This is a genomic window from Enterococcus sp. C65 (assembly GCF_040887165.1).
GTDB lineage: Bacteria > Bacillota > Bacilli > Lactobacillales > Enterococcaceae > Enterococcus_B > Enterococcus_B hirae.
Map to the genome: position 1 here is coordinate 21,674 of NZ_JBFOFG010000003.1, position 19,680 is coordinate 41,353.

The 19,680-nt window shown below is 32.6% G+C and carries 5 protein-coding genes; all 5 read left to right on the plus strand.

Annotation, left to right across the window (positions count from 1 at the left end; all coding sequences use genetic code 11):
* The first annotated feature begins 88 nt into the window (after positions 1-88).
* Complete coding sequence (locus tag AB3I12_RS03840) at positions 89-1,486, plus strand: glycoside hydrolase family 1 protein (protein WP_063626871.1); 1,398 nt, start codon at positions 89-91, stop codon at positions 1,484-1,486.
* Positions 1,487-1,801: 315 nt separating this feature from the next.
* Complete coding sequence (locus AB3I12_RS03845; protein WP_063626874.1) at positions 1,802-8,626, plus strand: hypothetical protein; 6,825 nt, start codon at positions 1,802-1,804, stop codon at positions 8,624-8,626.
* A 145-nt stretch (positions 8,627-8,771) separates the two neighbouring features.
* Positions 8,772-14,255, plus strand: a complete 5,484-nt coding sequence (locus AB3I12_RS03850; RefSeq protein WP_196763506.1) for a hypothetical protein — start codon at positions 8,772-8,774, stop codon at positions 14,253-14,255.
* 72 nt (positions 14,256-14,327) lie between these two features.
* The gene (locus tag AB3I12_RS03855) at positions 14,328-15,782 is read left to right on the plus strand and encodes a hypothetical protein (RefSeq protein WP_063626876.1); all 1,455 of its coding nucleotides are present in this window, start codon (positions 14,328-14,330) and stop codon (positions 15,780-15,782) included.
* 148 nt (positions 15,783-15,930) lie between these two features.
* The gene (locus tag AB3I12_RS03860) at positions 15,931-19,653 is read left to right on the plus strand and encodes a hypothetical protein (RefSeq protein WP_231105535.1); all 3,723 of its coding nucleotides are present in this window, start codon (positions 15,931-15,933) and stop codon (positions 19,651-19,653) included.
* Positions 19,654-19,680 lie beyond the last annotated feature (27 nt).

Below are 19,680 nucleotides of genomic sequence, written 5' to 3' on the forward strand. Positions count from 1 at the left end.
GTCTAGTCATTTTTATCAAAAGTATTGATTTATTTTCAGTGATTGTTTATGATTACGGTAATTACTAAAAGAATTGAGGGATTATGAAATGAAACACTACGATTTTCCAAAGAATTTTTGGTGGGGAACCGCCGCAAGTGGACCACAAACAGAAGGCAGAATCAAAGGAGATGGGAAAGGAGAAAACATTTGGGACTATTGGTATGATCTAGAGCCAGAAAAATTTTTCAATCAAGTTGGTCCTGAGAAAACCTCTCAAGTTTACACGAAATATCGAGAAGACGTTCAATTGATGAAAGAGACAGGTCATAATACTTTCCGAACATCCATTCAATGGAGTCGTCTATTCCCTAAAGGAAAAGGAGAAGTGAATCAACAGGCTGTATCATTTTACCGTTCATATTTTACAGAATTACTGGAGCAGGGAATTGAACCATTTGTCAATTTATATCATTTTGATATGCCTTTAGAATTACAACAAACAGGTGGCTGGTTGTCTCGTGATACGGTTGACGCCTATGTGGCCTATGCAAAAACCTGTTTTGAGTTATTTGGGGATTTAGTAAAGAAATGGTTTACCCATAATGAACCGATTGTTCCAGTAGAAGGCGGTTATCTCTATCAGTTTCATTATCCTAACCATATCAATCTAAAAGAGGCTATTCAAGTTGGTTTCCACGAAAATTTGGCAAGTGCCAAAGCAATTGAAGCCTATCATAAGATGGGACAAAAAGGAGAAATTGGAATCATTTTGAATTTAACTCCTAGCTACCCGCGAGACGAAACAAACCCTGAGGATGTCAAGGCTGCTAGAATCGCTGATGCTTTTTTCAATCGTTCTTTTCTTGATCCTGCAGTAAAAGGAGAGTTTCCATCAGAGTTGGTTGCTATTGTGAAAGAATTAGCGATAATGCCAGAGATGGGGCCCGATGATTTAACGATTATCAAAGAAAATACGATTGATCTATTAGGAATCAATTATTATCAACCTCGGAGAATCAAGGCAAAAGAAACACCGATTGATCATCAGAATGGACCAATGCCAGAAGATTATTTTGATTATTATGATATGCCTAATAAAAAAATGAATATCTATCGTGGTTGGGAAATTTATGAAAAAGGGATCTATGATATCTTGACGAATACGAGAGAGAACTATAGCAATATCAAATGTTATATCTCTGAAAATGGTATGGGTGTAGAAGGGGAAGAACGTTTCGTTAACTCGGAAGGCGTGATTGAAGATGATTATCGGATCACTTTTGTCACAGACCATCTGAAATATGTGCATCAGGCAATCCAAGAAGGAACGAATTGTGTGGGTTACCACATGTGGACTTGCATGGATAACTGGTCTTGGACGAACGCTTATAAAAACCGTTATGGACTGATTGCTGTCGATCTAAACAAAGACGGTAAACGGACGATTAAAAAGTCGGGCCATTGGTTTAAAACCGTAGCCATGAAAAATGGGTTTGAAGCCTAAAAATTTTTGTAAATAGTTTTTAGAATAAAAACGAATGAAACTGGGACAAAAAGTTGTGAAGTACAAAGGTCATAATCGCAATAAACGATTTTATTATTTTTACCAATCTTCAGAAATTTCAGCTTATCGGCTTATTTCTTGAGAATAAAAACTTTTTGTCTCAATTTCATTGGTTTATTACATAAAAAATGGTAGGAAACAATACTAAAAAGCAGTGTGAACCGACACAGTTATCCATACTAGTAAGAACAAGGATACGAGTGATTAAAATTTGTTGCAATTTACAAAAACGGACGATAAAGAAAAGGAGATCGAATGGAAAAAAACGAAGGTTTATTTAATGTATATTTTAAAGCAGATCGAGTGGACTATGGAAAAAATGGCTATGAATCTATCAATTTAAAAAATAACCCGAGTTTGATGTCAGATAGTATTTATTTATATAATCTTTTATTCATGAATAAGCCGGCATTTGTTCCAAGGGATTGGGAACAACACCAAGTTAACTTTGAAAGATATGTTATGCCGCGTTTAACTGTGAACGAACAAGCAATAGTTAGAGAATGGATAAATACTCTTCATAAAAATGAATTGTTACAGTACAGATCTTTAGAGGGAATGGCGAAAACTTACGTTACTTTTCATAAGCTGTTAAAAAAAATAACTAATGAAGCGGACCAAGCTTTTGAAGATCAGTTTAAAGATGTTCAGTCATTAGATCAGCAATCACGAAAGAAAACAATCGATATCTATAGTTTTTATCATAAGATTTCTAATGAAAAAACAGCAGAATCAACTAAAAGACTAGAAGCGCAGGTCAGTGATTTGTTGATCAAACCAGTGGTAAATAAAGGTGAAAATAGTCCTAATTGGTTTAATGATTTAGTGAGAGCAGTTATGGTTCTGGAGCGAGGGATAGAGTCAGAGAAACTAAAAACAAAAATATTTACTGAAATAAAAAAATCCGGTAATCAACCTGTTCTTGAAGAAAAATGGGATTCATTCATTAAAAACCATGCGATTCCACGCATGCAAAAAAATAATGGTTTGGATAAAGTCTATTATGAATTATCTCAAACAATCAATGTTTTGAACAAGAAAATTAAGGTATCTGTAGAAGAAGCACAGTCTGTTTCTTCTGTTTTTTATAATAAAATATTTCCCAATTTACTCCGTTTGCCTGACATGTCTCATCTGGAAAAAATAGCAATTTATGAAATTTATATCGATGAAAGTAACTTATTACCGAAAACCAAAAATAAAATAAAAAAAACTTTGGAGAAAAATTTATTAAAAAAAGAAAAAAAGAAACTTGAAGAAGTCAAGCTTTTAAAAAAACAAAATATTCAGATGATAGAAGAGGTAGGACCGCATGATTTATTAGCCCTTGAAGAAATACAGCGAGGAAAGCAAAAAGCAACAGTAGATTTTTTTACAGCTATTTATAAAAAGTATGGTGCATTAAATAGAACAACAATGACTAGAGAAAAATATTTAAGTGAAGAAGTACAGCGAGGAAAGCAAAAAGCAACGGGGGATCTTTTTACAGTTATTTATGAAAAGAATGGTGCATTGAATAGAACAGCAATTTCTAGAGAAGCGAAGAAATATTTAAGCAAAGTAGGCTATTTAGAATTTGAATTTATAGTACATAATAGTGAACAAAAAAATCATATAATAAAACAAGAATCCACTTCTTTAAGTGTACTTAAATCTATGCTTAAACGGAAAGATTTATCTCCTTATGCAGTGAAAGCTTATTGTTTAGCCTATTTAGAAGAGCGACAACTGGAAAGCAATATCAAAAAACTTTGGAGAAAACCTTTTTTGAAAGATTTAACACCAGAAGAGATTAAAGTAGTGGAGAATCTAGTTTCTGAAAAAAGATTATGTCTACAATTGGGGAAGGAAGTAGGACCAGAACTTGCAGTCAGATATGAAAGAAGCAATCAAGATAATCAAGTAGAACGACTGAAATTGTTCAATGAAATGGATCAAAAGGTTTTTTCAGTGACTTGTCGCCAATTCATCAAAGAGCAAGCTAAAAAATGTTTGAGTGCAACGAATTATACTCGATTTGAAGTAGCTCAAATGATACGAAATATAGAGAGAAAAAAAGGGTTACAGGAGAGAGAAAAAAACAATTTTTTTGATTCGATTATTAATAGTCAAGATTTATCTTCTAACGAAATTAGAGCCTATTGTCTAGCCTATTTAGAAGAGCAACAAATGGAGAGCAACATCAAAAAAAATTTGAGAAAACCTTTTTTGAAAGAGTTGAAACCAGAAGAAATATTGAAAGTGAAGAATCTAGTTTCAGAAAAAAGATTATATTTACAATTAGGAAAAGAAGTAGGTCCAGAACTTGCAACTAAGCTTGACAATAGCAAGGAAAGCGACCAAGTAGTCCTATCTCAATTGTTCAAAGAGATGGATCAAAAAGCTTTTTCGGTAACTTGTCGCCAATTCATCAAAGAGCAAGCTAAAAAACATTTAAGTGAAGAAAACTATGTGAGATTTGAAATAGGTCACGTGATACGAGAGGGAGAGAGTAAAAAAAATTTACAGGAATGGGAAGAAACAGATTTTCTTAATCCATTTCTTAGTCGCGAAAATTTATCTCCTAACGAAATTAGAGCTTATGAGATAGCTTATCTAGAAATGAAATACGAACCATTTAGCCAAATGAATAGTTGGAAAAAGAGTTTACAACAATATTTTGAGAAAAACTTAGCAAGTGAAGAAAGAAATGAAGTGCAAGCCTTAGTTCCTCAAAAAAGAGTTCTTATCCAATTGTCAAAAGAGCTAGATTTAAAAAACGTATTCCAGCTTGAAGAAATACAGCAAGGAAAACAAGAAGGAAGGCTTGGTTTTTTCACAGATATTTATGAAAAATCCTTTTCAACGACTAACCAAGAATACATCAAAACACAAGCAAAAATATATTTAAGTCCTGCTAACCATGCTGAATTTGCAGTGAAAAGTCAGATGCAAGATGCATTGAGAGAAAAAGGATTAAAGCTAGCGAATATTAAGTTTAGCGAAGATAAAATTCGGGTGTTTCTTGACCAGAAAACGCAATCACCACTTGAAATTAGAGCGTATTACTTAGCCTGTATAGAAGAACAAGTGATACCAATGGATATCAAAAAAAGTTTGATACACGCTTTGAAAAAAGTTTTAACTGTAGACGAAAATCTGAAATTGTCAGAACTCATTTCAGAACAACAAAGACTTATCCACTTGTCTGAAGAAATAGGCCCAGAACGTACATTGGAATTCTTAAAAATAAAAAAAGAAAACAAAGCAGCAACAATTGATTTCTTTACAGATTTATATAACAACGTATCTTCCTATACCCAACAATGGATAAAAGAACAGGCATCTTTACATTTAAATCGAAAAGAACATTTAGAGTTTACTAAAAAAGTCAAACTAAAAGAAATAATCAAAGAAGGTGGGCCTGATTTAAAAGCATCTGCAGTCTATAACCAACGTAAACGAGCATTCGAAAAAGCAATGAGTCTTCCAGTCATTGAAGAGCTGCAAGTGAAAAACGGGCTGCAACAAGTCAATGCTAATCTTTTAGATCCTCTTGAACTTAGGCGATTAAACAAGGAACAACTAATCGATTCTTTGGTCAAAGTCCAAGTGAGATTTCCACATTGGGAACAACGTTTAAAAGATCAAGCAATCGACCGCTCCATCTCGCATTTAAACGATTTAGAAAAAAAAGAGATCAAGACTTCTTTAAAAGTTGAAGAATTGAAAGGATTTTTAAATAAAGTTAAGTTTCATGATTCTGATGGATTTAGCTTAATTTGGGGTTATGCTAAATTTCACGTTGACAATGATCGTAGAATTATTAAACTCCAAAAAATTAAAGAACAACTAGATGAGATCGCGCCAGCCAATTTACTTCAGCCAGTTGTTGTAAAAATATTAACGAACAATAAGTGTGATTATCAAGATCTAAAACTAAGAGAAGCTATTGTGTCCTATGATAAAACAGCGATAGAAATCAATCATCAATTAAAAAGTGAATTTAAAGCAATGGGTGTAACATTTAAAGAGGTAAGTAGAAATCAAATACTAAGAAGAATATTCAAAAATCTTGATAAGGGACTAAAGTCAGAAAAAGAACAAATTGCGGAGGTTCTGTCAGATTCCAACTTACACTATAATAATTTACTAAATACATTGCTCGTTCAGTTTGAAAAGAAGGTACATGAGTATATTCCATATTTAGATACGTTGATTCAAAAGGATTATGAGGATAAAGGTGACGTGTCATTAACGAATAAAAGGATTTTAGAACTTGTAGAAAACGAACCGGGCCTTAAAGATTTACTCGTTTGTTGCCAAAATATGCTGCCTTCTTATCCTTTAAAAAATTATGCTCAGACGATTCCAATGGTGTCTACCTATTTTGCCAATTTAGCGCATCAAATTGAGGAAACATATCAAAGTCCAGGAAAAAAATTAGCAAAGCAAATTTTCATGCTAGGGAAACTGGATCCATTATATTGTGCAAAAATGATTCAGTACTTGAGCGCACAATACACTAATAAGCAACCTAACCCTTTACCAATACATCCAAATATTTTAATACAAAATAAAATGGAGAAGATAGTAGAAAGCTATCATGACCTATACCCACTTCCGTCCTTGCGTAGCGAATTGACTGGCAAAAAAGTAGTTAATAAAGTAGCTAATGAAGTAGTTGGAAATGTTGAAAGGCCAATCTCAATATCAATCATAGAGCAATCAAGTCAGCCGTTTGATTGGAATCCTTTTGTCATTTTAAATCAAGAAGTAAGACCGACTGAAACAGCTAAGGCAATTGTTGCGTTTCACAATAAATACCATGATCTAGAGATGACTAAGCAGTTTACAGCTTTTGCAACGAAACCAAGGCTTGAGAGAGAAAAAGACAAAACCAATACAACTAAAGAAGAAAGTCTCAAAGAAGTTGCCTATCAAGAATTTCTTAAGAAAAAAAAGAGCTATAAAAAATCAAAAAATTCCGCTGGAAGAGAGATTGCTCATAAAGAAATGGAACTAGCATTAAAAAAATATCAGCATATCGTGCAAAAAAAACAAGATCAAAAAGAATGTGCGAACAATATGGAGAATCAAGAATTAGTTCGAGCTGGTGTGTATTTGACTCAACAATTACAGTCAGATGAGCTGACGAATTATCTGGTGGAACGAATGATTGCTCCTGAAACCAGTTCGCCTGAAAATAGGAGACCCGCTAATGTTCAATTACAATATTTTATTAAAGAATTAGTACATGATTTAAATACAGCAACAGAAAGAGAAGCGGCAATTCAAACGATCATGCAACCCTATTTAAGTGTGGAAGAAAGACAAAAGTTTTATGCTTTTATGAAGCAGGATACGTATCTTCAACAGTTTCTTAAGCAAGAAAACCTATCGAAAATTGAATTAAAAGCATGTGTTAGTGCTTGCCTACATAAAAGTGATTTGCCATTTAAAGAACAAGTGGATCAGAAACTAGATGTTTTTTTAACAGACAAGGAACAACGTCAGTTGAAAGAAATGGTTAGTCAAAAAGAGATAGTACGTGTCTTAGCAGAACAACGGGATTATGAAACAGCAGTGAAATTTGAAAAGGTATTAAAGAAAGAAGAAGTAGGTGAGATAAATTGGCTAGTATCCATTTATAATGATACGCCATTCCTATTAATAAAAGAATCAATTACATCACTGATTGATTCTTCTTTTAATGAAGCAGATCGTATGCAATTTTATAATAAAATTAACTCTAACCATAAGCTGAAAGACCTTAGCAAACAAGTATCTCTTACTACAGCAGAGGGAGAAAATTCTCGGTCAAACAAGGAAGACATGTTTTCGTTAGTTTCTGCAATCAGTCCAGAAGTTGCAGAGAGGATAGAAGCAACTAACTTAAAACGATTGCCATTAATTACTGAAATAAAAGCCAATCTAGAAGAGAAAGGGATCAAGTATTATCTTCCTGAAATAATCAAAGAAATTGGAAAGATTGATTGGAACAACCATCAGGGAAATTCTGAAAATGAATTAATAAAAGAAAAATTGAGACAAGTAAGCATAACTTGTTCAGATGAGCAAATAGAAAATTGGAAAGATATATTTTTTGATAACTTTATAGAAGGCATAAGGATAGGGGATTTAAATGAACAAAAAGAAATATATCCTTTAAGTGGAATGGGAGTAACATTTAACACAACTATTGAAAAAATAAACGAACTTTTAAAGATAAAATATGAGAAACAATTGAATCAAGTGGAAAGCCCATCAATGAAGAAGTCTTTAGATGAGGCAAAAGAAAACTTAATCGAAGAAATTGAACAATCTGTGCGTATGATTAACCCAAACGATAAAAAAAGGACTATAGAAGATCAATTTGTTGAAAATTTTACTCATTGCAGAATTCAAAAGTATGGAGGAAAAGGTCTACAAGTCAAAAATATCTTAGAGGAATCACCTACATTGAAAAAGGTATTGTTAAAAAAATTACCCACTATTAATCTTTCTTACCCTATTGAATTACGTAAGCTAATCAATGAATGGTATGAAAATACCCCATTTTCTCCATTTTTAAAAGAATATTATGAAACAGAACAAGAAAGAATCCAAGTTGAGAAATCCATTTACAAATTATTTTATAATGATGACAATTATTGTGCAGAAAATATGCGTGTGATGCTTGTCGATTATGCGGGGATATCGGTAAGTTTAGACCCAAGAGATAGAGAAATGTATGGTTATCCCCTAAGAAAGAAGGCAGAATCAGTATTAGTGGGCTATAAAGAAGTAATGAAAAAACAAGGTATATCAAAGATACTTCCGAAAGAATTACAAGAATTGCAGAAAAACATTCCTGGGCAAAAAAAAAGTACTATGATCTCATTTGATTTTATCACGCAAAATGATCAATCAGTGAAGGGCAATCAAAGAACGCAAGTTAGCATGCAACAAATAATGGAAAAAGCAGGAAATTGCTCTACTAATTCACCATTGGTATCAGAAAGAACACACGGCACGTCAATAAACAGAGGTGAAAGCACAAATGAGAGGAGCATGCCTAACGATAGACAATTATCAGAAAAACTTAGTTATAATCGATGAATTCGGTAATCATCTTTCTTGAGTTCAGTATTCTTCCTGATTGCCATCTGACTTGAAGAAAAAGTCAGTCAATCTATTGATTGATAGAAAATTAGATAGATAAAAACATAATGAGGGCAAATTCTGAATAAAAGGAGCAAAACAAATGGGAAGAGACTCTTATAAGAAAGACTATATGCAGATTAAAGGAAGTAAAGTAACTTGTAAAGAAAATGAAGAGTGGATCACAATTAACCTAGACAGTAATCCCAACTTATTGGCGGCTAGTATTTATTTATTGAATAAATTATTAGATGAACAAGATGTACTACCTCGAAAGGATACGGAGGAGAAAAAAGAAATTTTAAAAACAAGTATATCAGAACGATTGGTAGGAGATCAGAAAAAAATTTTTTTAGATTGGCAAGAAGTCACCCAGGCAATCTCTGAAGGCAATCTTACAACACGACAAAAACTTATGGAGGTGTTCCATAAGAAAAGATTATTTTCTTTAGAAGAAAAGGCGAAAGTTTGTGTGCTGTTTCAAGAGTTGATAAACGATATCAAAGATAAAAAGGAAAAAAAGTTTAAAGAGCAATTTTATGCTAATTATTCATTAAATGATAACGAACTAAGTGAATCCATAGAAGTTTATCATTATCTATATCCATTCGAGAATGAGAAAATAGCCAAATCAATGAACAATATCGAACAACTATTTATTGATTTGGTGTCTCCTTCCAGTAGTACAGATAAAAGACGTAAAATGTATGATGTAGTCAGAGCCAGTTTGATTTTAAAACGGAAATTATCCTCGACACAATTGAAAAATGATTTACTCAAAAAAATGGTGGAACCTCAGGTTTTTTCCCATGAACAACCCGAGTTTGATACGTTTATGGAGATAATCGTTAACCCCTATCTTAAGAAAAATCCTGCCACAGATCCTGACTATAGTCGTTTTCCAATTGAAAACGAACAGGAACAAGTTGAATTATCCCTGACAAACGAGGTAGAACCATACTACTTATTAGCATTGAAAGAAGTCCGAAAAGGATTTAGAAAAGCATCAACAGAGCTATTCACACATATCTACTTACAGACAACGATTGAAGAGAAAAGAGATATCATTGATGGGTATGCAAAACAGTATTTAACTAAATTTGATTATTTGGATTTTATGTTCAGGATAAGACAACAACATATTCAGAAAAAATGGAATAAAAACAATTCTTTACAAGAAAATTTCCATCTGCTTCTAGATGGGAAAAGCAGAACGGCTTACGAGGAACGAGCGTATTATTTGGCTTATCTTGAAGAGACGACATTACCAAAGTCTCTAAAAGATACTTTGAAATACCTTTTATTGAACGAGCTATTTTCTGGTGAATACAGACAAGTGATAGAGCTTGCTCCTGAGAAAAGACAATTGTTGCTGTTGGCAAAAGAAATAGATATAGAGACTGTATATGAATTTGAAGCAATCCAACAAGGCAAAAAAAAGGTGACGTACGCTTATTTCTTAGAGTTATATGAAAAAACCAATTCGAAAAAGGTTCAAGAAATTATCACGGAACAAGCCAAAAAACACTTAACTGAAAGTAAGTATGTTGAATTTGAAATTTATACCTATTTTCAAGAAGAATTTAGAAGAAAATCGGTTACACAACCGAATGTAGATTTTAAAGAAAAAGTATTCAGACGATTTATTGAGAGGGAAGACTTATCTGCTAATGACATTCGAGCTTTTTACTTGGCGTATATAGATGCACAAAAATTTCCGAATGATATCCAAGTAATTATTGAAGAACACTTAACTAAAGATTTAACGGATAAAGAAAAAAATGAAGTGATAACGCAATCTTTAGAAAAAAAACAATTGTTACTGTTGGGGAAATACTTAGAAAGCGACATTATATTAGAACTTGAAGCAATCCAAAAAGGTAAAAAAAAGGGAACAGATGATTATTTTCTAGCGATATATAAAAAGAGTGACTCGATATTGGCTCGAGAAGTGATTAAAGAGCAAGCTAAAAAATATTTGACTGAAAGTAATTATCTGGAATTTGATATAAACATCCAACTCCAAGAGGAAAGTAGAAAAATAGACGTCACTTTACCGACAGTGGACTTTAAAGATGAAACACTACGGTATTTTGTTGACCATGAAGTATTATCCAAAAATGAACTGATTATTTATTGTCTAGCCTATCTTGAATTTAAAGAAATACCCAGTGATTTAGAAACAATAAGAAATTTAAAAAAAGCTGTCGTAACTCCAAGTCAAATCGATGTCGAGGATTTGGTTTTAGAAAAAAAACAACTTTTATCAATAGCTAACAAAATAGATCCAAGTGTATATGAAAGATTAAGAACTAACGCAGGAATATCAATCGGTGTCTTTACGGAGATGTATGAAAATGTGAAGTCTAATGAGCATCATCAATTTATTAATAAACAAGCACAATTATTTTTAGATGCTGAAAAACATTTAGAATTTAAAAAACGCATTGCACTTTATGAATTAAGCAAGTCTGACGAACTAACCTCTGAAGTTGCTTTTTTTATTGGACTGCAACGTCATTATCAACAAAAAAATGGGGAGAACCATCGAACGAAAGTCAGTCTCCAAGACATAGAAGAATTGAGGAAGCAAAACCTGTCTTTTCTAGCTAAGACGATGGTTTTAGATCAGAAATCTACCGAAGGAATAGAAAGCAAAAAAAACGATGAACAAAAAACTGTCAAGGAAGAATTAAAAGATTTCATTACTTTAATTTCTCGTTTTGATAGTAATGATTCATATACATTTATAGATAGTAATTTGAAAGATATATTCAGGTACGTCAGACATTATGCTCATCTGAGGAACCAAGTTTATTCTATACCACAATCAGTTAGAACGTTTAATAAATTGAAACATCTGAGGGTACCATTTATTGAAGAAAATAGAAGCAACTGGCTGTTCGTGTTAGATCTGAATGACAAGAAACAATCGAAGTATATCAAAATAATTAAACAATTCATTTTATTGCCTGAATGGCAATTTGTAGCTGAAATTGATCCTTTATTTATCGCTGTAAAGAAGAGAATAGAGAAAAAATTAGAACGATTTAGCCAAGAGGTGGAAGCAAGTCAACTGAAAACGGATGAAGAAATTTTAGCGATCGCAGAAAAAGACCCTAAAGTCAAAGAACTACTTACATACTATCAAAACATTGCTCCAGCAGTTCCGTTGAAAGATTTTGCAAAGGCGATGCCAACCGTCGTTGCTCATTTTAAAAATTCAGCACATCAACTTGCAAGAGAATACTTTGGAAAAGATGCGGAATTATCTCAACAAATTTATGAACTGGGAAAGCGAGACCTACCGTTTTGTGTAGATGTAATTAGGTATCTGCTATCAACTGACAATAATGAGAAAGCGAAAGGTATTCCGAAATCTTTTGATAAGGAAAGTCAAGAAAGAGCCGAATATATAATAGAAAATTATCATCAAAAGTTCATAAAGCCACAGCAAACTAAGCAATCGAAAAAAGTTCTACAAAAGGAAAGGAAAGAAAAGCAGATTGCAAATGACACCCAACTGAAAGAATTAGTAAGACATGGCGTTTATAATTATCAAATGGGTGAGGGGAAAGAAATACATATAGGACAGGCTAATATTGGTTCTGTTTCGGGCAACACTCGATTACAGCAATTTATAAAAGAACTAGCTGAAAATTTAGATACAAATATGCAAAGAGAAGCAGCGATTCAAACAGTAATGAAACCAAATTTAAGCTTGGAAGAAAGGAAAGAGTTTTACGCTTACCTAAAAAACGACCCGTTTCTTCCATTATTCTTACAGAAGGATAACTTATCAAAACTTGAATTAAAAGCTTATGTAGATGTTTGTCTTAAAAAAACAGACTTATCTTTTAAAGGGAAAATTTCTAGCTGTTTGAGGGATTATTTAACAGTAACTGAAAAAGAAAAGCTAAACAAATTGATTACTGAAAAAGAAGTCATCCGTGCAGTTGCAGAAGAAATCGATCATCAAACAGCATTGGAATTGGAGCAAGTAGTAAACCAAAACAAACAAGAGATTGATCCACTCGTAACTGTTTATCGTCAAACAACCTTTACAGCGATTAAAGAGTTTGTCCTACAACAAGTTGATTCATCATTGACTGGTGAAAATCGCTCTGAATTTTATCAGAAAATTGATTCTGCAGCTTCTATAAAGCATCTAGATCAGACTAATTTTGGGGCACACTTAACAAACAAAGAGGAATTAGGACAAGAAACTAAAATAGGCTTTCTTTCACTAATTAATGAAATGAAAGAAACATTAGAACAACAAAAAATTGCCTATTACTTTCCTGAAATAGTCGGAGAATTTAATTCTCATCAAGTAACGAGAGAAAGTTTGGAAAAATTAGGTATCCATTTTACAGACGAGCAAATGAAAAATTGGGAAGCTACATATAAAAAAGGCCCAATAGTAACCGATAATATTCAAATATCCATACTTCAAACAATCGCAAAAGTAATTGAAAAACATATGGAACGAAAAGGAACTTTAATAGAAGATATCCCCACCGAAAAAGAAGAAAAAAATAGCACAAAAGAAAGACTGAAAAAAGAAATCGAACAATCAGTAGCTAAGATTAATAAGAATGACCCTAGGATCAGTATAGAAGAGCAGTTTATAAATCATCTTTCGACTCAGCCAATCTTCAACCATTTAGTAAGGAAAGAACCCAAAATAGGGGAAAAATTATTGAAAAAATGTCAGAACAGACTTCCTTTTATTTCGCTACCTTCTTCAAAAGAATTTCTTCAGATGATGAATAGAGAGTTCCTCAAAAAACATACCGGGATTAGACGTTTTGCATTAGAATATGCGAGAGAAAAAAGAGCACGATTGTTTGAAGAAAGAAAAATTTATAAGTTGTATCAAGAAAATCCATTCTGGTGTTGTGAAAATTTACGAGTGATCCTCGTCAATTATGCTGGGTTCAAGAAGATAAAGTTAAACCCAATATATAGACCTGAATTATACTCTTTTCAAGTGGATAGGAGTTTTAGTCAGCAGAGATTACTAAATAAAGCCAAAAAAATAACCGATTTTTATATAGATATCTCTTTAGATTTAAAAAAAGTATTGCCTAAGGAACTTCAAAAAAAAGAATCAACGAATAAGGAAAGCCAAACTGAAGTATCATTTGAGTCAATAGTACGCGACCAAGAGAAGTTAAATAATGATATGGCTTTAACAGAGGCGAGAGAAAAGAAGAGGTTATTTCCTGCCACAAATCATTTTGAACCGAAAAGTAATTTAGGACAAATGGAGCCGTTAGACAAAAAACTGCGTTTGACTCAGATAAAAGAATCAGCGAATAAGGAAAGTCAAACTGAAATATCATTAGAATCAATAGTGATCAAGCATGAGAAGTTAAATAATGATATGGATGTAACAGAGACGAAAGAAAAGAAGAGACTATATCCTTTTCTTAGTCAATCCGAATCAGAAAGTAATGTAGAGCAAATGAAGTCGCTAGAAAAAAAGCTGCGTATGACTCAGATAGAAAAAGTAAGACTAGAAGGTTACAGCTCTAATGAGAGAAAAACGCATGAACAAGTTCAAAGACAAGCGAATCGCTGAGTTTTGTCATTGCTAGTAAATTAGTTGTTCCCTAAAAAACTAAGTATATTAATGAAGAACGGAGAAATGCAAATGGAAAGAGACTTTTATGAGAAAGAATATATGGAGATTAGAGGAAATGAAGTATCTTGTAAAGAAAATAAAGAGTGGATCACAATTAACCTATACAACAATCCCAACTTATTGGCGGATAGTGTTTATTTATTGAATAAATTATGGGATGAAAAAGATGTACTATATGGACATGTTTTTCAGAATAAAAAGGAAATTTTAGAAAAAAGTATATTGAAACGATTGCCAGAGAATCAAAAAAAAATATTTTTAGACTGGCAAGAGGTTACACAGTTAATCGCTAAGGCTGACTATGGAACAAGACAAAATTTTAGGGAGTTGTTCCTTAAAAAAAAATTATTTTCTTTAGAAGAAAAGGCAAATTTTTGTGTGGCTTTTCAAGAGTTGATAAACGATATCAAAGATAAAAAGGAAAAAAAGTTTAAAGAGCAATTTTATGCTAGTTATTCATTAGATGATAGCGAACTAAGTGAATCCACGGAAATTTATCATTATTTACATCCATTCGAGAATGAAAAAATAGTTAAATCAATGAATAATATCGAACAACTATTTATTGATTTGGTGTCTCCTTCTAGTAGTACAAAAAGAAAATGGGGGAATCAAATGGATGATGTAGTCCGAGCCAGTTTGATTTTAAACCGGAAATTATCCTCGACACAATTGAAAAATGATTTATTTAAAAGAATGGTGGAGCCCTATGTTTTTTCTGATAACCACCCCAACTTTAATACGTTTATGGAGACAACCGTTAACTCCTATCTTAAGGAACATCCCACCACAGATCCTGACTATAGTTATTTGCCAATTAAAAAAGAACAGGAACAAGTTGAATTATCTCTGACAAACGAGGTAGAACCATACTACTTATTAGCATTGAAAGAAATCCGAAAAGGATTTAGAAAAGCATCAACAGATCTATTTACACATATCTACTTACATACAACGATTGAAGAAAAACGATATATCATTGATGGCTATGCAAAACAGTATTTAACTACATTTGATTATTTGGATTTTATGCTCAGGACAAGACAACAACGACCTCAGGGAAAATGGAATGAAAATGATCGTTTACAAGAAAGTCTCCATCTACTCGTGGATGGAAAAAGCAGAAGGGCTTACGAGGAACGAGCGTATTATTTGGCTTATCTTGAAGAGACGACATTACCAAATTCTCTAAAAGATACTTTGAAATACCTCTTATTGAACGAGCTAACTTCTGCTGAAAAAGCACAAGCGTTAGAGCTTGTTCCTGAGAAAAGACAATTGTTACTACTGACAAAAGAATTAGATAGAAAGACTGTATATGAACTTGAAGCAATCCAACAAGGCAAAAAACAGGTAACAGATGATTATTTTTTAGTGGCCTTAGCGGCGTATAAAAAGACCGATTCGAAAAAGCATCAAGAAAAAATCAAAGAACAAGCCAAAAAATACCTAACGGAAAAGTAAGTATGTTGAATTTGAAATTCATACCCAATTTCAAGATGAATTTAGAAAAAAATCAGTCATACAACCAAATGTAGATTTTCAAGAAAATGGACTAAGTCGTTTTCTTAAGAGGGAAGACTTATCTGCTAATGAAGTTCGGGCTTTTTACTTGGCGTATCTTGATGCACAAAAATTACCGAATAATATCCAAATGATTTTTGAAAAAGTTTTGACTAAAGATTTAACGGATAAAGAAAAAAAAGAAGTGATAACGCTATACTCAGAGAAAAGGCAATTATTATTGCTGGCAAAATACTTAGAAAGCGATATTGTGTTCGAACTTGAAAAAATCCAACAAGGGAAAAAAAGGGGAACAGATGATTATTTCAGAGCGATATATAATAACAGTGTTTCGATACTAGCTCGAGAAATGATTAAAGAACAAGCTCAAAAATATTTGACTGAAAGTAATTACCTAGCATTTGATATAAACAACCAACTCCAAGAGGAAAGTAGAAAAACGGACTTTACTTTACCGACAGTTGACTTTAAAGATGAAGTACTACGGTATTTTATTGACCATGAAGTATCATCAAAAAGTGAAATGATCATTTATTATCTAGCCTACCTTGAAGCTAAAGAAATACCAAGTGATTTAGAAACAATAAAAAACTTGAAAAAAAATGTCGCAACCCCAAACCAAATCGATATCGATGAATTGATTTTAGAAAAAAAACAACTTCTAACAATAGCTAACGAAATAGGCCCAAGCGCATATGAAAGATTAAGATATGACATAGGAGTATCAATCGGCTTCTTTACGGAGATGTATGAAAAAGTGAATTCAGTTGATACTCAGCAGTTCATCAAAAATCAAGCACAGTTGTCTTTAGATGCTGAAAAACATTTAGAATTTAAAAAACGTATTGCACTTTATGAACTAAGCAAATCTAGTAAATTAACCTTTGAAGTTGACTCTTTTATTCAAAGACAACGTCATTCTCAACAAAAAAATGGGGAGAACTATCGAACAAAAATCAGCCTTGAAGACATAGGAAGATTGAGAGAGCATAATCTGTCTTCTCTAGCTGAGAGGATGGTTTATGTCCAGAAGTCTACCGAAGAAATAGAAAGTAAAAAAAACGATGAACCAAAAAGTGTCAAGGAAGAATTACAAGTTTTTCTTGCTCTAATTTCTCGTTTTGATGATGATGATAAATATAGATATATGGACAGTCATTTTGAAAATATATATAGTTCAGTCAAAAAAAAATCTCATAATGGGAAACACATTTTATCTCTACCAAAAAAAAATAAGGCTTTAAATAAATTAAAGGATAAGTGGGTACTGTATGATGAAGAAAAGGGAAGAAACTGGCAGTCAGTATTAGAACTTAATAAACAAAAACAATCGAATATTACCGGTTTTATTAGCCGAATCATTTTATTACCTACATGGCAATCTGTAGCCGAAATTGAGCCTTTATTTATCGCTGTAAAGAAGAGAATAGAGAAAAGATTAGAACGATTTAGCCAAGAAGTGAAAGCAAGTCAATCGAAAACGGATAAAGAAATTTTAGACCTTGCAGAAAAAGACCCTGAAATCAAAGAACTACTTACATACTATCAAAAAATTGCTCCGGCAGTTCCGTTGAAAGATTTTGCAAAGACAACGCCAACCGTCGTTGCTCATTTTAAAAATTCAGCACATCAACTTGCAAGAGAAGATTTAGGGGAAGATACAGAGTTATCTGAACAAATTTATGAGCTAGGTAAGCAAGACCTCCCGTTTTGTGCAGATTTAATCCAATATTTGGCATCAACTGGTATCAATGAAAAAGCGAAAGATATTCTAATATCTCCTAATGAGGAAAGTCAAAGAAGAGCCAAACAAATAATAGAAATTTATAATCAAAAGCTCGACATGGCGCAGCAAAAAAATATTTTGGAAACTGAAAAGAAGCAGCAGCAGATTGAGAATGATACCCAACTGAAAGAATTAGTAAGGAATGGTGTCTTTAACTTTCAAAAAGATAAGCGTAAAGAAATACATATAGGACAGGCTAATGTTGATTCTGTTACGAAAAATAAACAATTACAGCAATTTATCAAAGAACTAGCTGAAAAATTAGACACCAATATGCAAAGAGAAGCAGCGATTCAAACAGTAATGAAACCAAATTTAAGTTTGGAGGAAAGGGAAAAGTTTTACGCTTACCTAAAAAACGACCCGTTTCTTCCATTATTCTTACAGAAGGATAACTTATCAAAACTTGAATTAAAAGCTTATGTAGATGTTTGTCTTAAAAAAACAGACTTATCTTTTAAAGGGAAAATTTCTAGCTGTTTGAGGGATTATTTAACAGTAACTGAAAAAGAAAAGCTAAACAAATTGATTACTGAAAAAGAAGTTATCCGTGCAGTTGCAGAAGAAATCAATCTTCAAATAGCTTTAGAATTGGAGCGAGTAGTAAACCAAAACAAACAAGAGATTGATCCACTCGTAGCAGTTTATCGTCAAACGTCCTTTACACCAATTAAAGAGTTTGTCCTACAACATGTTGATTCATCATTGACTGATGAAAATCGCTCTGAATTTTATCAGAAAATTGATTCTGTAGCTCCTATAAATCAACTAGATCAGACTAAATGGAAGGCCCCCTCAACAAATAAAAATGTAAAACAAGAAAATGATAGATTCTTATTTTCATTGATGGATGAAATGAAAGAAACATTAGAGCAGCAAAAACTTGTTTATTACTTTCCAGAAATAGTTAAACAAATTTTGCCTCCTAAAATTAGGAATTTGGAGGAAATAGATAAAGAATATCAAATAACAAGAGAAAGATTAGAGGAAATAGGTATCCATTTTACATACGGGCAAATGCAAAAGTGGATAGACACTTTTGATGAAGGTCCTATAGTAAACGATAATAATCATATATCAATACTTAAAACAATTGCAAAAGTAATTGAAAAACATATGGAACGAAAAGGAATTCTAATAGAGAATATTCCAACCGACAAAGCGGAAAATAATATAGTAAAAGAAGAATTAATAGCAGCAATCGAACAATCAGTAGTCAAGATTAACAAGGATGACTCCGATAAAAGTGTAGAAGAAAAGTTTAGGGATCATCTTTCGAATTATCCAATTATTCTAAATTTAATAAAGGAACAACCTGAAATAGGGAAAAAATTACTGAAAAAATGTCAGGACAGACTTCCTTTTGTTTCGCTAACTTCTTCAAAAGAATTTCGTGAAATTGTCGATAATGAGTTCGCTATAAGAAATACTAAAATTAGGAAGTTTGCACGAAAACATGCCCCGCAAGTAAGAAACCAAACGACAGTAGAAAAACAAATCTATGATTTGTATCAAGAAAGTCCAGCTTGGTGCTGTGAAAATTTACGAGCGATCCTCGTCGATTATGCTGGGTTCAAGAATATAAATTTAAACCCAATATATAGACCTGAATTATACTCTTTTCAAGCGGATGGGGATTCTGATAAATGGAGATTACTGGGTAAAGCACAAAAAATAACGGATTTTTATACAGGTATCGCTTCAGATTTAAAAAAAATATTACCTAAAGAACTTCAACAAAAAGAATCAGTGGATAAGGAAAGCCAGACTGAAATATTAACAGAATCAACAGTGAGCGAGCATAAGAAGTTAAATAATAATATGATGGATTTAACAGAGACAGACGGAAAGAAAAGGTTATTTCCTACCACGGATCATTTTGAACCGAAAAGTAATTTAGGACAAATGAAGCCGCTAGAAAAAAAACTGCGTATGACTCAGATAAAAGAAAAAGCAAGCCAAGAAGGTTACAGCTCTAATGAGAGAAAAACGCATGAACAAGTTCAAAGACAAGCGAATCGCTGAGTTTTGTCATTGCTAGTAAATTAGTTG

What these genes read in the sequence shown, in the direction of transcription:
- AB3I12_RS03840 (WP_063626871.1), top strand. Translation starts at nt 89, where the DNA reads ATGAAACACTACGATTTTCCAAAGAATTTTTGGTGGGGAACCGCCGCA.
- AB3I12_RS03845 (WP_063626874.1), top strand. Translation starts at nt 1,802, where the DNA reads ATGGAAAAAAACGAAGGTTTATTTAATGTATATTTTAAAGCAGATCGA.
- AB3I12_RS03850 (WP_196763506.1), top strand. Translation starts at nt 8,772, where the DNA reads ATGGGAAGAGACTCTTATAAGAAAGACTATATGCAGATTAAAGGAAGT.
- AB3I12_RS03855 (WP_063626876.1), top strand. Translation starts at nt 14,328, where the DNA reads ATGGAAAGAGACTTTTATGAGAAAGAATATATGGAGATTAGAGGAAAT.